A 14839-nucleotide genomic window follows, 5' to 3' on the forward strand; every position below is an offset into this window, starting at 1 on the left:
AATGTTACGGGCGCGACGTCTAATTTACGGGTATATAAAGGCAGGAAGAAAAACGTGCCGGAAGGAGAAATTTCATGCAACTATCCGTCGAAACAAGGCGCGAAATGCAGCGCGCATTCGAAGCCTGCCGGGAGACGATCGGAGGCTTCCCGCAGCCCTTCGCTCAGCTCGGCATTCGTTACTTGGATCGATTCGATCCAGGACTCGGAAACGGCCCCACCAATTATATCTGCTGCCTGCTCCCCTATTGGCTGCGCGAGGCGGCAGGAGCCACGCTTGAACACTGTCGGGAAATCGCCGAAGCTAACATCTTCGGTATGCTGCATTTCCATCTTCAGGACGAACGAATGGATCGTCAGTCCGGTCTGGATCGCCCTCACATCGCACTGTCCCAACTACTAAACGCAGAGATGACCGTTCGATATGCCGCGCTGTTCCGCTCCGCGAGCCTCTTCCGCGAAGCGCTGGTCTCTTGCACGGGCGAATGGGCAGCAGGACTTGCCGCCGAGCGAAATACCGATCCCTTTTACGAACATCCGCCCGATATTGCAGCCCGATCCGCTCCGCTACTGCTATGCCCGTTAGCCTTATTCTCTGATCATGAAGCTTTGCAGACGCGTGCGCTGCATGCGGTTCGCGAGACCCTCATCACCCTCCAAATGGCCGACGATTGGGCAGACTACACAGACGATCTACAGGACGGCTCCTACAACTGCCTCGTCTCGCTCTATCGCAAAGAATACGCAAACACAATCGAAACCCCGATCTCCCCCCGTGATATTGAAGCTGCCGTTTATGAAAAAGGCATGCTTGGACGCTATGCGGAATTTTCGGCTGACAGACAAGCTGAACTCGAGGACTACCGTGCAGACTTCCCTGGCTTGATCGGATTTCATGCTGCTCTGGCAGGTGATCTGGAGCGCATCGCAGCCCGGATCGAAGAAGAAAAGCAAAGGCTGTCACTGGGCGGACTGAACTATTGGCTCCTCGGTCAATAGCATTCTTTTCTCCTCTTTTCAAAACGTTGCTTTCCCGCTTGCTATCTCCTTTTATCCGTGTTATGATTTTCCATAAAAACAAAACCTTCTCAGTTCGATCGCGATTCCATGAATTTTCGATCGACCTCGGATGGACCCAACGTCACTTGTCCTCCTGTTCAACAATCATGAATTCGCACGCGAAAGGATGATGTTCAATGGCACACCTGACAACGGAAACTTTGATCAAAACCCAAGTGATTCAAAAAGCATGGGAAGATCCCGAATTCCGGGCCCGTCTGCTGGCCGATCCGAAGAACGCTCTGCGCGACGCTTTCGGCATCGAACTGCCTGACCATATTAACTTGACTGCGGTTGAAGAGTCGGCGAACGACTTCTATCTGGTCATCCCTCCGAACCCTTCCGACATTATTCCGAAAGCCGAGCGAATCACCATTGAGCCGGCAGCCATGTGGGGAACAGGCGGCTAAATCGCAACGACACGCATCCATCCTATTCACCTAACAAAAGCAAGGAGCGGGACCTCCGCGACCTCGATCTGCCGGAAGCCTCTTACTCAGAGGCTTCCGGTAAACGAATGGTTGCTTCGGTTCCCGCTCCTTTTTCGCTGCTGAATCTTAATGTTCCCTGCATCGCCTCGATGATCCGGAAGGTGACCATAAGCCCAAGGCCTGTTCCTTTTGTCTTATTGGAGAAATAAGGTTCGCCGAGCCGCTTCAACTCCTCCGGTCCCATGCCTACCCCGTCGTCGCGGATGCGGATCACGATCTCGCCGTTTTCTTTGGCTGCCGTGATCGTAATCTGACCTTCGTCCTGAAACGCCTCGATGCTGTTTTTGATCATATTGATTAATGCCTGTTTGAACTTGGACGAATTGCCTTTGACATAAAGATCGGGAGCAATGTCCAGAACCATTTTTCCGTGATGGATGCTGGCCAGCGGCGTCAATACCCCTTCGATATGACGGAATTCTTCGGCAATCGACAAGGTTTTTATATTTTCCGCACCCGGCTTGGCAAAGGTCAGAAAATCGGTAATGATTCCCGAAGCCCGATCCAGTTCGTCCAGCGCCATATCGATGTACGCTTTGTCCGACGAAGCCGAGCGCTCGCCCAGCAGCTGCAAAAACCCGCGGGTCACTTGAAGCGGATTGCGTACCTCATGGGCAACCGATGCCGCCAGTTCGCTGATAATCTCCATTTTCTCCGCGTGTTGCAGTTCATTATTAAACATTTCGAGTTCCTTCGAATATTGGAGCACCTGGTTGTGCGTCTCGGCAAAGCGTCGACCCAAGACCACGATTAGCGAAATAACGAAGACGACCATGCCCCATTTCCACCAGTATAGATCATATTGCTCTTCGGTCGCATAGTAGCGGAACAATTCGAACACTCCGACTCCCGCAAAAACAGCCAAGCCCGCGTTGAAAATCCAGGCATCTTTGTTTTTTTGCAGGCTGTATACCACCGAACCGATCAACATCGTCAGCAGTTCCACGATCATCAATCCCCCGAGCACCGTCGTTGTCAGGAGATAATAGATGGAGAAAAAGCGCTCGTTCGTCAACACGTTTCCGAATAAAAGAAGCAAACAGAAGAACGAGTAACCCAATTGTAACCGACTTAGATACAAGATAGAGTTTTTGTATCCTTTTCCGAAGATAAGCTGGAAAAAGTACAGGAAGGAAGGCAGAAGCGCGAAGAGTCCGACATCGAACAACAACTGAAGCATTCGTCCGTATTCGGGGTAAAGCGTGAATAAGAACGGAGAATACGTCGCGACGAGCAGACCGATCGACAAAATGACGAAGCTGAGCGACAGCCAAGCCTGAACATAACTTCGATGCAAAAACAGCGCGCAAATCAGCATGACCACCCCGATTAGCACAAAAGAGCCGCCGAGCATGATATCCAGCATGTCCTTGGTCAAGTATACGGTCAGCAGTTCGTAAAAGCTTCCGAATACGATGTTCTGGACGATTCCCGAACGCTCCTCCGTAAGCTGAAGGCGAATATAGACAGAGCCTCCCGCATCTTCCACGCGAAGCGGCAGCAGCAGTTCGTTCATCGCGTAACGGTATTGCCGATGCGAATCGAACAGCTCCCGGTATTCGGTATACACCACCACGTTGCGGGCGTGCGCCTTTTCGATCAACACGGCGGGAATCGGCCATTCGAGATGAGGGATATCGATTCTCACCCAGGCCCAAGCCGCTCCGAGCGGTCTGGACGGCGGCATCGATTCCTCGTCCATCGCGATCCAATCCGGCGAATGCAGTACCCGTTCGGGCGGCGTGACGGAGCCTTGCTCCCAACCGCCCGGATCCCATAAAAATTGCCATGACCCGACTTCGACCGCTGCCGCTTCGTCTTTTTCGCCGGGGAAAGCTTTTATGCACAAAAAAATAATGATCATAACTCCGATTAGAACGGCTATTGTTTTCGGTAAAGTTCGCATAAGCCCTCCTATAAGGTCCATTCGATCTTCGACCCCTCCGGGCAAGAAGATCGAATGAACCCGCGACAAGCGATTCTATTCAAACGATCTTGATCTCTTGACTTTGATCTCTTGACCTTAATCTCTTAACCTCTTGATCTATTAATCCTTTAACCTTCATTCTTCGTCCCTTGCCCTTATCTACACATTCGCCGCCGTGCCCCCGGTTCCCTGCCGTCTTTCTTCTTCCTTTTGGAATTGCGGGTAAAAAGCCCTTGTTTCAAGGTACGGGGGTCCTGTGTATAAATTATCATCTCAACAGATCCCAGGCGTGCGACTAAGCGAAATCACGATCGATCAAGGAGGAATTCAACATGAATAATTCGCATAGAGACGTGGATGTCGAAGAACGCAGAATCGAGAAAAAGTCGGACTCGAGCATGGTCGCTTCAACGTTCATCAAGTATGCCGCGTATATCATCATCACGTTCGGCATCTTGTATTTCCTCGTTCGTTATGTCTTCCCGATGTTCCAATAACCGTAAAGCAGGGTCATTCAAACGTCCCGATATGTAAAAAAACGGATTTCCTTGGCGATTGCCCCGGAAATCCGTTTTTTTGTCGTTTTATCAATCGGTGTTACGAAATTGCAAGTCCCCGGACCTGTTCTTAATCGCGATGCAACCGGTGAGCCGCATGCAGGGTAGGTCCCACGAAGGAGTTAATCGGGAAACCGTGACGAATGGCTGCGGTCACGAATGCTTTGGCATTTTTGACTGCGGTACGCACATCTGCGCCTTTTGCCAGTTCAGCCGTAATCGCCGCCGAGAACGTGCATCCCGCACCGTGAATGTAATTCGTCTCGATGCGATCGGACTCCAGCAGCTCGAATTCTTGACCGTCGTAGATCAGATCGACCGCTTTCTCGTGCAGCAGCTTGCCGCCGCCTTTGATTACGACGTGTTTCGCGCCAAGTTCGTGAATTTTCGCGGCTGCGTTCTTCATATCTTCTACCGTGCGGATCGGCGCCGTCTTCGCAAGCTGGGAAGCTTCGAACAGGTTCGGCGTGACGACCGTCGCTTTGGGAACCAGCTTTTCCAAGATGGCTTCCGCCGTATCCGGGTTCAAGACTTCGTTCTCGCCTTTGCAGACCATAACCGGATCGACCACGAAATGATCCAAAGGACGTTCTTCGATCTTGCGCGCAACCGCGTCGATGATCGCTACGGTGCTGAGCATGCCCGTTTTGGCTGAAGTCACCCCGATGCCATTCAGCACGGTGTCCAATTGGCTCTCGAGCAACTCCGCCGACATCGGCGTTACATTATGGCTCCACAGCTGCGGGTCCATCGTAACCACGCAAGTCAGCGCGGTCATTCCGTATACGTTCAGCTCCTGGAATGTTTTCAGGTCAGCCTGAATGCCTGCGCCCCCGCTTGTATCGGAACCGGCAATCGTCAAAACTTTAGGTATCGTCATCTTCCAAACGCCTCCTGGGTCTATATTGTAAGCCTGTTGGCAGCGCGAATCGAAGATCCGAACTGCCGGCCTGCTTGTCTATTCACGCTGCGCCGAATTACCGAAAAGCATCGCAGCCTTCGGTAATCGTAAGACGAAGCGTCTGTCTTGTCAACCGCTTGCCAAAGTTGATTTATCCGCTTATTCGGATTCCCCGTCCGCGATTTTCGTGCGCCGAAACGGAGCCGTCTGGTCGATCTTTTTATAATGGGCGATAAAGGCGCAAGCCAGCAGCGCCACGCCGTTGATCACGAAGATCCAGTGGATCGGAATGACCGCGCCCAGAACGCCGCCGATCAGCGGTCCGGCCATCGTGCCGAGCTGCGTCGCCGACTGATTCAAACTGAAGGCCCGGCCGCGGAATTCAGGCTTCGTAACTTGAACAATCATCGCGTTAACCGCCGGGAATACAGCCGCGAAGAACAATCCGTACACGAAGCGCAAAATGCCGAAGCCGACATAACCGGTGACAAAGAATTGCAGCAGATTCCCCACCGCGCCGCCGATCAAACCGATCATCAGCACTTTGCCGTAACCGATCTTCCCGCCGATTCTGCCCCAACGCGGCGCCATGATGACGGTCGCCACCCCCACCGCGGAAAAGACGACGCCCGAGATCAACGAGATTCGATCTGACGCGATATCCATGCCTTGCACGTAGATCGTAATGAGCGGTTCCAGAATCATAACCGAGAAGTTGCTCATCGCGACGAGTCCGAGCAAAGCGAAAAATACCGGAATGCCTGCCGCCTGCTTCAGATCGTCTCGCACCCTCGAACGAACCTTCGGCCGTTTGAATTCTTTCTCGTGCACCAGGAATGTCGCGACTAACGCCGCGATCAGTACGATCGCGCTGGAGAACAGGAAAGCATTCCGGTTGCCCAGCGTAAAGCTGACCACGCCGCCGATCAGCGGTCCGATGATGTTGCCTGAAGCGCTGGCCGTAGCCATGATGCCGAGCGCGTAACCCGTCTTCTCCTCCGGCGTATTAGTACCGACCAAGGCAATCGCTGCCGGAATGAATCCGGCAAGCAGCCCCTGGAACAAACGCAGCGCTACAAGCTGAACCGGGTCCTGCACGAAAAAGTTGATCAAATACAAAGCTGCCAAGCTATAGCCTGAGCGAATCAACATCGGCTTGCGTCCGTACTTGTCCGCCAAAGATCCCCAGAACGGAGAAATCAACGCGCTCGACAGAAACGTAATGCCGAATGCCACGCCTGCCCAGATCGATAAATACTGGTTCCCTACGCCAAGCTCGTCATGCATGAAAATCGGCAGAAAAGGGATCGAGATCGAATAGGCCATGCTGCAAAAAAATACGCCGGCCCATAACACGATCAAGTTTTTTTTCCATGAAAATTCCATCCGTCCGCACGCCCTTTCGCATGCAAGACGACGTACGCTCCTATAAGGATATCGCCCGATGATCCGAAAGCGATCCGAAGAGATCGGTCCGCCGCCTTGCCGAAGTCGACGTTCGCCACAATGCGTGCGATACCTCCGCCGGCCCAATCGCCACGCCGCAAACGCCCGTTGTTTCTAACTTATTAATTTTACTCCTATTCGATAAAAATTCCCAATCGAACCCGGAGGGTTCTAGCGAAACTAAACCCGATTTTAGGTCATATGACGCAGCAAGCTCCGCAAAGCGCAAAAGCATGACAGATCGCGGCCGGATGCTCGGATTCCCCTTTTCAAGATTGGGCAACCGTCTATCTTTTCCTGCTCGAAAACCATGCCTCGAATCAGGAAAGAGGTTACAACAACAACCTTTCGGGTAAACGTATGTATACAACGAATACGATGAACACGAAGGAGAGATGACATCATGGCTTTCGATCCGAGAAACGAATCCGACCGCGCGCACGAGCGTTTTCAATTGGAACGGGATACCCCTTACTCCGAGGAACGCGGCATTCCTGACGAAACGCTGGAATATGTCGACACGGTTCAAGAAGGCGCACCCGTCGATGCCGATCAGGCAATAACCGACCCGGAAGCGTACCCGAACCGCACGGAAGAAGATCCGCATCTGGACTCTCCTCTATTGGAAGACGTACCGGACGCCGACGATCTGCACCCGGACAGCCCCGTTGATCCGGCTGCTCCCGCTCAGGACGAACCTCACGGAACGGACCTGCTTAACGGCGCGGGCGGAGAAGAAGGCCGTGCGGAACTCGCTGCCGAATCCGAAGACCCGGACCGTCCCCTGATTACCGACGGCGACCGCGAGACGGTGCATCATCAGGATAATCTGGTGACCGAACGCGATACCGATCCGGAAAACGGGTTATTCCGCGAAGGTTCTTTCCCTTCTTCCTTGCCGGACGAAGTTCAGAAGAATCTGATCGATTCCGAGACGGACCAAGGATATCGCGATGAAGTTTATACGGACGAAGACGAATAAATTTGGATTGAAACAGATTGTTTGTATAAGAAAACGCACCGGATCAATGGCTTCCCCGCGAAGCTGTCGCCCGGTGCGTTTTTGCGTCCGCGTCAAAATAAGCTTGACCGGTTTGAACCTCCGCTTTATGATGAAGATAACTTTGAGTGCAAAGGGGAAATTTTGATGACGGGGTATGTTCTTAACTAATTAATTCCATACAGGATAGTCTTTCATCGGGAACGATCGAAAAATCGCGTCAAGCGGTTTTATTTCGTGTTGCCTGTTTGAAACTGTCCGGAATTCAGTTAAGAACAGCGAATCATTTCTCCATAAACTTGAGGCGGGTATTTTACTCTTTCGAGTTTTCGGGCCGCGCTGTAGCTGAAGCGCGGCCCTTTTGGCGTCTGCGCGCAAGAAAGGACCAGCGGCTCGGGGCCGTCTCCTTCCTTGCGCGCCGAACGCCCGCTCCGCGCGGACGCTGCGGAGTGCGGACGAATCTTTGAAAGAAACGAACGTGTTGCGGCTTTCGGTGCGAAAATTCGGCGAAACGCCGAACTTGCACGATAAGCATCGCGTTCGGAGGCACGGGAGTGCCGGAACCAGACCTCGGAAGACGGAAGATAAGCTGATCAGAGCGTCTTCGAAATCGAACCATCGATTTCGAAGACGCCGACTGGATCGGCCTGTCTTCCGTCTTTTTTTGTTTTCCGGCTATGTCCGATTCAACACTGCGCACGCTAGGGCGTACACGCCCCAATGCCAATACAAAGGAGCGATTCCGATCATGACCACCTTTTCGACAATTCAACCTCAAACGCTGGAGCGCCTCGAATACGAGCGCGTCAAACATGAATTATCCGTCTACGCCGTTTCTTATTTGGGCAAAAGACACATCGCCGAACTCCAGCCGATCACCGACGCCCGAATTCTGCGGCGACGCCTGGACGAGACCGACGAAGCTACAGGCGTACTGCGCCGCGGAGCCAGCATTCCGCTGCCGTCGCTGACGGGCATGGAGCAGATCCTCGATTTGCTCGGCTCCGGTTATGTCTTCCAAGAACAGGACTTCACGCATTTGCATCAATTCCTGCGCAGCTGCACCCAGTTGATCGACTATATGCGCGCAAAAGCCGATTGGGCACCCAACGCCGCCTCTTATGCTTCGGGCATGCATCGGCTGGAACGGCTGCAAGAAGAAATCGAGCGCTGCATTCGCAACAGCCGCGTGCTGGATTCCGCCAGCCGCGAATTATCGAAAGTCCGCCGCCGCATGGCGACCGTCGAAGAACGCAGTTCGCGCAGGCTCGCCGAACTGATGGCCAAGCACCGCTCGATCTTGCAGGAAAGCCTTGCCGTGCAGCGCGGAGGCCGCTCCGCGATTCCGGTACGCAAGGAGTATCGCAAAATGGTGAAAGGATCGGTATTGGACGAATCCTCCAGCGGCCAGACCGTCTATATCGAACCGGAAGAAATCCGTCAGTTCCACGACGAATTGGAGCTGCTGCGAACCGAGGAGGCACGCGAAGAAACGAAGATTCTCAGCGAGCTGACCGGGCTTGCCGAAGAGTTCCGCGGCGAGCTGGTCGTCAATGCGCAGCTGGTCGGCGAATATGATTTCCTGTTTGCCAAAGCCCGTTACGCGCTGGCGCTGGATGCCGTCAACGTCAAATTGAACGAGCACGGAATCATTATTTTGCGCGGCGCCCGCCATCCGCTGATGGGATCGAAAATGGTTCCGCTGAATTTCGAACTGGGCGAACGATTCCGCATGCTGATCGTGACCGGACCGAATACGGGCGGCAAGACGTTGGCGCTGAAAACGGTCGGTTTGCTTACGCTGATGGCGCAATCCGGTTTATTGATTCCTGCTGAGATCGGCGGCACTATGGCCATATTTACAGGCATCGAAGCCGATATCGGCGACGGACAAAGTATCGAACAAGCGCTCAGCACCTTTTCCGCCCATATACGCCGAGTCAAAAGCATTCTGGAAACGGCCGACCGCCGCTCCCTGGTACTGATCGACGAAATGGCCTCCGGCACCGATCCGGGCGAAGGCGTCGGCTTATCGATCGCGGTGCTGGAAGAACTGCGAAGACGCGATTCCTGCGTAGTCGTCACGACTCATTTTACCGAAATCAAAAACTTCGCTTCGGCGACGCCAGGTTGCGAGAATGCCCGAATGGAATTCGACGCCGAGACGCTGCAGCCGCTCTATCGCTTAACGATCGGCGAAGCCGGGCGCAGTTATGCTTTCGCCATCGCCAAAAAGCTCGGCATCCCGGATGCCGTGACGCAGCGGGCAGAGGAATTGACCCGGCGCGCGAAGGCATTGGAGGTCGATCCGTCTCAGCAGATGGCGGCAGCGACGACGGAGAACCTTTGCGATTCCGGGGAGCTAGTTTCCAATGATCTGACTACTGCGCCCCGTAACCTCGTACGCGAAGATCCAGCGCTTTTGCCGGGAGCCTCGCTGCGGCGTACAGAACCCGAAGCTGCAACGCCTTCAAAATCAACAGGGGTGACAAGCGACGGGATTTCCGATGCCGAAGAAGCCCTTTCGAAACCCGCAGCCTTTCGTATCGGGGACAGCGTCTTGATTCCTTACCTTGGGAAGACGGGGATCATCTATGCGGAGGAAGACGGCATGGGCAATATCGGCGTACAAATTCAAGGCAAAAAAATACGCATCGCCCGCAAACGTCTCCAGCCGCATATTGCTCGCGAGTCGCTGTATCCGGACGATTATGATCTCAGCATCGTGCTGGACTCCAAAGAGAACCGCAAGAAACGCAGTAAAATGGAACGCAAACATATGGAAGGCGTAACGATTGAGCAGTCCCCCGACGAGCGCGGCGAAACTTGGCGGCGATAAAGTCGAAGAGTTGATGAACTTTCAGCAACAACGATGACGGAGAAGATTGGTGCATATAAGCAACAATTCAGGTGGCAAAACAACGAAACGACGATCATTGCTGCATATAAGCAACAATTTCAGCGAAAAATACCGAAAAGCGCTCTACGGAGCAATAATTGTTGCTTTTTCGCATAAATGAAAATGAATTCTGGCGAATTACGTAAAATTGTTGCTTTTTAGCAAGATTGCCGAGTCCATTTTTTTCGGAAGCGACAATCGTCCAACGTACGCGTTAGTACGTTTCGTGAAAGTTCAGTTCATTCACATCATTTGAAAAAAATTAAGCGCTCCCGCCTTTAAGCAAGAGCGCTTGCAAGTGTGGAGAAAACCCAACGTAGCTAGAAGCGAGAAGACGGAGAGAGAAATTCAGTGAAAGACGCCTTTGAACTTGGAAAACTTCCATAATAAAATTCAAATCCAGTTTTCCAAGTGAGACAGCGACTTGAACGAATTTCTCTCGCAGTCTTCTCGCTTCCCCCACCAAAGCGACTTTCTCGAAGACATCCCGAAGCGCTCCCGTTTTCAGCAGGAGCGCTTTTTTAAAACTTTTTATATAGCCGCAACCAGCAGTAACCTCACAATACCTCTATCGCATTAACCGCACTCACCCGCAAATGCTCCAGCACGAAAGCAAGCGCCAATTCCGATTCGTCCAACATCGACAGCTCAATCGTACGACTTTCGCCCGGCAGCAGATCAAAGTAGTTGTCGCTGAAGCGAACGCGCCCGAGCGGCAGTTCCAGCTTGACCATGCGCGCGAATGAACCCGAAGCTTTTACGGTAACTTGGCAGCGAGCCGCTTCGTGTTCGACATGCTTTTCCCCTGACTGAATCGTCGCTTCGGCCAACGGTTCGTCCATCAGCCAAGCCGCCCGAATATCCCGTTCTCCCGCCTGCCGTTCCTGCGGGGCCGCGATATGAACTTCCCATGCAAGCTCCGCCGCTCCAAGCTTCAGCTCCCGATGATCGCGCAGCATGTACGTTTGTTCGAACCCGGCCGCTCCCCCGCTGATCCAGCGCAGCCGAATCACCGCTTCAGATGCATCCGTTCCATTCAACGCCTCTGCTTCGCCGATCTCCCCAAGCATCTTAGGCCCGCGCAGCGCGCCTTCCGAGCGGAAACGATACTCCCCAACCTTTTCCCCGTCAAAATGCCACACTTCCAGCACGGCTTCTACTTCGATCGGCTCAAGCCCGTCGTTGACCGCCCATACTTTCAACGGTTCGCCCGGCTCGTGTTCCAGCGACAGCAGCAGCGGATGATAGAACTTTTTCGCGTAATAATAGGAAGCTTTCGGCAACAGTTCGTAGTCGATCATCGCCCAGCTCGTTCCCGGCCAACTGTCGTTGAGTTGCCAGATCAGACTGCCTCCGCTGCGCGGGTTGCGCCGATAATGCTCGACCCCGTAACGCAGCCCTTCCGCTTGGGTCAGCATCGAAAAGTTCATGTATTCCTCGATATCGCGCGGGATGCCGGTATAACCTTCCATCAGCAGAATACCTTTAAGATGATTGGTGTCCTTGTTGCGGTACGCCATTTCTTCTCCGCCCCAGACCAGTTCGCCCGGCGGCATGTTTTTCTCCAGCGTGTAACGGTTGGCCGAAGCGTGCATGCCGAATTCGCTGCTGAAGAGCGCCATGTCCTGCTTGTAATTTTTGAACGTGACACCTTGAATGCTGTAATCCAGAATCGGCGCTTCGCCGAATTTTCGCGGATACACGGAGCCATGCCACACCTGCCAGTTATGCCGGTCGCCGACTTCCGGATCGTTGGCGTCATTGCCTCCGAACGGCGAAGACGGCCAGTAGGGACGGTTCGGGTCGAGCAGCTCCAGCACTTCCGGGATCAGCTCGTGGTAGATCAGCTCGCCGTAAAAGTCGCTTTTGATATCCCCGCCCGCCGTCTTCATATCGTACAGCCAATCAATCTCGTTGTTGCCGCACCAAAGCGCGAGCGAAGCTCGTCCGCGCAGCCTTTTCACATTGTATTCCACTTCGGCGCGCACATTGTTCATAAAGTCCTGATTGAAGTCCGGGAACAACGCATTGGCGAACGCAAAGTCCTGCCAGACCAACACCCCTTGACGGTCGCATTCCTCGTAAAAGACTTCCTTTTCATAAATGCCTCCACCCCAGATCCGCAGCATGTTCATCCCGGACTCCGCCGACAGCGCGATCAACTCCCGGTAACGGGAATCCGGAATCGCCCCGATCATATTATCGGCGGGAATCCAGTTGGCGCCCCGAGCGTAAACCGGTTGATTGTTGAGGAAAAAGCGGAACGCCGCGCGGCCCTCTTCGTCTTCGGTCCGCAGTTCGATCGTGCGCACCCCGACTGCCTGTGTCATCGTATCGATCAGCGCGTCTCCCGCATGCAGCTCCGCCGTCAGCGTGTAGCGATGGGGATCGCCCAGATCGTGCGTCCACCACAGCTTGGGGTCGGGCAGCACGACCGACGCAGCGAACGACGCTTTGCGGCGGTTTGCCGGACGAAGATGCGGAGCTTGAGCGCTGCGCACGCTTGACGCGCCGAAGAATGTCTCGGATCGGGTTACGGAGAAAGGCGAAGTCTGTGGATTCGACGATTGCAGCGCATGCGGCGAGGTACTGGAACCCGCACCGTCGCTTGTCGAGCGGTCGAATGATGGCTTTTCGTCAAAGGCCGCCTCGGTCGAACCATTCGCGCAATAGGCGCCGGGCGCCCCTTGCTCCGTCACTGCCGCTTCGTAGACCACATTTCCGTCTGAGTCTTCCAACTTCAATTGCAACGTAAGAGGGACATCTTGCATGCCGCGATACGTCTGGATCTCGGCCGAAATATTCAGCTTGGCTTTCTGTTCCGTAATCGAAAGAGTTTCAACGAATACGCTTTCGATCTTGGCCTGCAAGTGTCGCTTCAATCGCACGCCGCCCCAGATCCCGACCGTGACCAGACGCGGACCCCAATCCCAGCCGAAGTTCATCGCCGCTTTGCGCAGCCAAGGACGTTCTTTCGTATACGAAGACCAGTCGAAGCGTTCCTTATCCTTCTGATGCGGAAGCAGCGGGTCGAAACGGACGGCGACCATGTTCCAACCGGAGCGAATTACCCTCGTTACGTCAAAAGTATGCGCCATCAGCATATTGCTGCTCCGGCCGATTTCGTGTCCGTTGACGAAGATCGTCGCGAAGGTATCCAGTCCGCCAAAAGTCAGCTCGAACCGCTCGGCCGCGTCCTTCGTCAATTCGCCGCTATATTCGAAACCGCGTCGATACCACCATTCCCGGTCTTCGACCCAGCGGCTTTTCAGATCGTTATGTCCGAAATAAGGAGGATCGATCACCCGACGCTGCGTCAACGCGCTATGTACGTCTCCCGGCACTTGCCCCGTCATCCAGTACCGATCGTCCAATCCGGGCGCCGCATTCTCCTGCGAAGGCGCAGCCCCCGGCGCGAAGTCTTTGATTCTCCAGTTTCCGTTCAATTCCGTTATTCCGGCTGCGTTACTGACATTCGTGCCCATTCTTGAATTCCCCTTTCGAGATAACGCTTTCAACATGCTCCCTTAAAATATCATAACGCGCGAAACAGGTACAGACGCAACTTCGCGACATGCTATACTGGATCTGGAGCATAGGCGCAAGAAGCGTGAATGATACAACGAAACCACAAACGGAGAGGACGATTCGGATGATCATCGGAGCAATCGAAGCAGGCGGAACGAAGTTTGTTTGCGGAATCGGCAATGAACGCGGAGAGATTTCGGATCGGATCAGCTTTCCTACGGAAGAACCGGAGAAAACGACGCAAAAAGCTGCCGATTACTTCAAGGATAAAGGAATCGAAGCACTCGGCGTCGGTTCGTTCGGTCCGCTCGATCTCGACACAAACAGCAAGGCTTACGGCCATGTGACGACGACTCCCAAGCCGGGCTGGGCGAACTACGATCTGCTCGGGCATTTGAAAAAAGAGCTGAACGTTCCTGCCGGATTCGATACGGACGTCAATGCCGCCGCTTTCGGCGAAGCTCGCTGGGGTGCGGCTCAAGGCTTGGACAGCTGCTTGTATTATACCGTCGGTACCGGAATCGGCGTAGGCGTCTATGCCGGAGGTCAATTGATCCACGGGCTGGTGCACCCGGAAGGCGGACACGTGCTCGTTCGGCGCCATCCGGACGATACGTTCGCGGGCGCATGCCCGTACCACGGCGACTGCCTGGAGGGCATGGCCGCAGGCCCCGCGATCGCCAAGCGCTGGGGACAAAGCGGCGACAGCCTTCCCGAAGATCATCCCGCTTGGGACATCGAAGCCCATTATCTGGCCGAAGCGATCACCGGAGCGATCCTGCTGTTGTCGCCGAAAAAGATTATCCTCGGCGGCGGGGTTATGCACCAAAGCCAACTCTTCCCGCTGATTCGTCAAAAGGTGGCGAAGAACCTGAACGGATATGTAGCTTCTTCGGTATTGGACGATCTGGACAGCTATATCGTGCCTCCGGGTTTGGGCGACAACGCCGGCTTGGTCGGCTCCATAGCGCTGGGCGTGGAAGCGGCTGGACGGTTTCGAGCTTAGGTGACGCTGTGGGAGAAATTACCAGC

The 14839-nt window shown here is 54.1% G+C and carries 10 protein-coding genes; 6 read left to right on the plus strand and 4 right to left on the minus strand.

Annotated features, from left to right (window positions below; translation table 11 throughout):
- The first annotated feature begins 74 nt into the window (after positions 1-74).
- A complete protein-coding gene (locus SACSAC_RS04090) occupies positions 75-998 on the plus strand; it encodes a hypothetical protein (RefSeq protein WP_037283768.1) in 924 nt (307 codons plus the stop codon).
- Positions 999-1195: 197 nt separating this feature from the next.
- Positions 1196-1468, plus strand: coding sequence for an NHLP leader peptide family RiPP precursor (locus SACSAC_RS04095; protein ID WP_051506851.1), 273 nt, complete (start codon positions 1196-1198; stop codon positions 1466-1468).
- Between the two features lie 82 nt (positions 1469-1550).
- Here SACSAC_RS04095 and SACSAC_RS04100 read toward each other — a convergent pair whose 3' ends face one another.
- On the minus strand, positions 1551-3455 hold the full coding sequence (locus tag SACSAC_RS04100; protein WP_037283770.1) for a sensor histidine kinase: 1905 nt from the start codon (positions 3453-3455) through the stop codon (positions 1551-1553).
- Positions 3456-3808: 353 nt separating this feature from the next.
- Between SACSAC_RS04100 and SACSAC_RS28175 the strand changes: the two genes are divergently transcribed.
- Entirely contained in the window at positions 3809-3973 is a 165-nt protein-coding gene (locus SACSAC_RS28175) for a hypothetical protein (RefSeq protein ID WP_166273239.1), read from the plus strand.
- Between the two features lie 130 nt (positions 3974-4103).
- Here the strand turns inward: SACSAC_RS28175 and pdxK are convergent, their stop codons facing one another.
- A complete protein-coding gene (gene pdxK / locus SACSAC_RS04105) occupies positions 4104-4913 on the minus strand; it encodes a pyridoxine/pyridoxal/pyridoxamine kinase (protein ID WP_037283772.1) in 810 nt (269 codons plus the stop codon).
- 180 nt (positions 4914-5093) lie between these two features.
- Entirely contained in the window at positions 5094-6320 is a 1227-nt protein-coding gene (locus SACSAC_RS04110; protein ID WP_037283773.1) for an MFS transporter, read from the minus strand.
- A 463-nt stretch (positions 6321-6783) separates the two neighbouring features.
- Here SACSAC_RS04110 and SACSAC_RS27880 point away from each other — a divergent pair, with 463 nt between their 5' ends.
- Both SACSAC_RS27880 and SACSAC_RS04125 read left to right on the plus strand, forming a co-directional pair.
- Positions 6784-7362, plus strand: a complete 579-nt coding sequence (locus SACSAC_RS27880; protein WP_037283777.1) for a hypothetical protein — start codon at positions 6784-6786, stop codon at positions 7360-7362.
- Positions 7363-8146: 784 nt separating this feature from the next.
- On the plus strand, positions 8147-10219 hold the full coding sequence (locus SACSAC_RS04125) for an endonuclease MutS2 (RefSeq protein WP_425414831.1): 2073 nt from the start codon (positions 8147-8149) through the stop codon (positions 10217-10219).
- 617 nt (positions 10220-10836) lie between these two features.
- Here SACSAC_RS04125 and SACSAC_RS04130 read toward each other — a convergent pair.
- Positions 10837-13764, minus strand: coding sequence for a beta-mannosidase (locus tag SACSAC_RS04130; protein ID WP_051506852.1), 2928 nt, complete (start codon positions 13762-13764; stop codon positions 10837-10839).
- Positions 13765-13931: 167 nt separating this feature from the next.
- On the opposite strand from SACSAC_RS04130, the gene SACSAC_RS04135 reads away from it, so the two are divergent.
- Positions 13932-14813: an ROK family protein gene (locus SACSAC_RS04135; RefSeq protein ID WP_037283780.1), complete on the plus strand. Its 882-nt coding sequence runs from the start codon at positions 13932-13934 to the stop codon at positions 14811-14813.
- The last annotated feature ends 26 nt before the right edge of the window (positions 14814-14839 follow it).

Source organism: Saccharibacillus sacchari DSM 19268 (assembly GCF_000585395.1).
GTDB classification, from domain to species: domain Bacteria; phylum Bacillota; class Bacilli; order Paenibacillales; family Paenibacillaceae; genus Saccharibacillus; species Saccharibacillus sacchari.

What these genes read in the sequence shown, in the direction of transcription:
- SACSAC_RS04090 (WP_037283768.1), top strand. Translation starts at nt 75, where the DNA reads ATGCAACTATCCGTCGAAACAAGGCGCGAAATGCAGCGCGCATTCGAA.
- SACSAC_RS04095 (WP_051506851.1), top strand. Translation starts at nt 1,196, where the DNA reads ATGGCACACCTGACAACGGAAACTTTGATCAAAACCCAAGTGATTCAA.
- SACSAC_RS04100 (WP_037283770.1), bottom strand. Translation starts at nt 3,455, where the DNA reads ATGCGAACTTTACCGAAAACAATAGCCGTTCTAATCGGAGTTATGATC.
- SACSAC_RS28175 (WP_166273239.1), top strand. Translation starts at nt 3,809, where the DNA reads ATGAATAATTCGCATAGAGACGTGGATGTCGAAGAACGCAGAATCGAG.
- pdxK (WP_037283772.1), bottom strand. Translation starts at nt 4,913, where the DNA reads ATGACGATACCTAAAGTTTTGACGATTGCCGGTTCCGATACAAGCGGG.
- SACSAC_RS04110 (WP_037283773.1), bottom strand. Translation starts at nt 6,320, where the DNA reads ATGGAATTTTCATGGAAAAAAAACTTGATCGTGTTATGGGCCGGCGTA.
- SACSAC_RS27880 (WP_037283777.1), top strand. Translation starts at nt 6,784, where the DNA reads ATGGCTTTCGATCCGAGAAACGAATCCGACCGCGCGCACGAGCGTTTT.
- SACSAC_RS04130 (WP_051506852.1), bottom strand. Translation starts at nt 13,764, where the DNA reads ATGGGCACGAATGTCAGTAACGCAGCCGGAATAACGGAATTGAACGGA.
- SACSAC_RS04135 (WP_037283780.1), top strand. Translation starts at nt 13,932, where the DNA reads ATGATCATCGGAGCAATCGAAGCAGGCGGAACGAAGTTTGTTTGCGGA.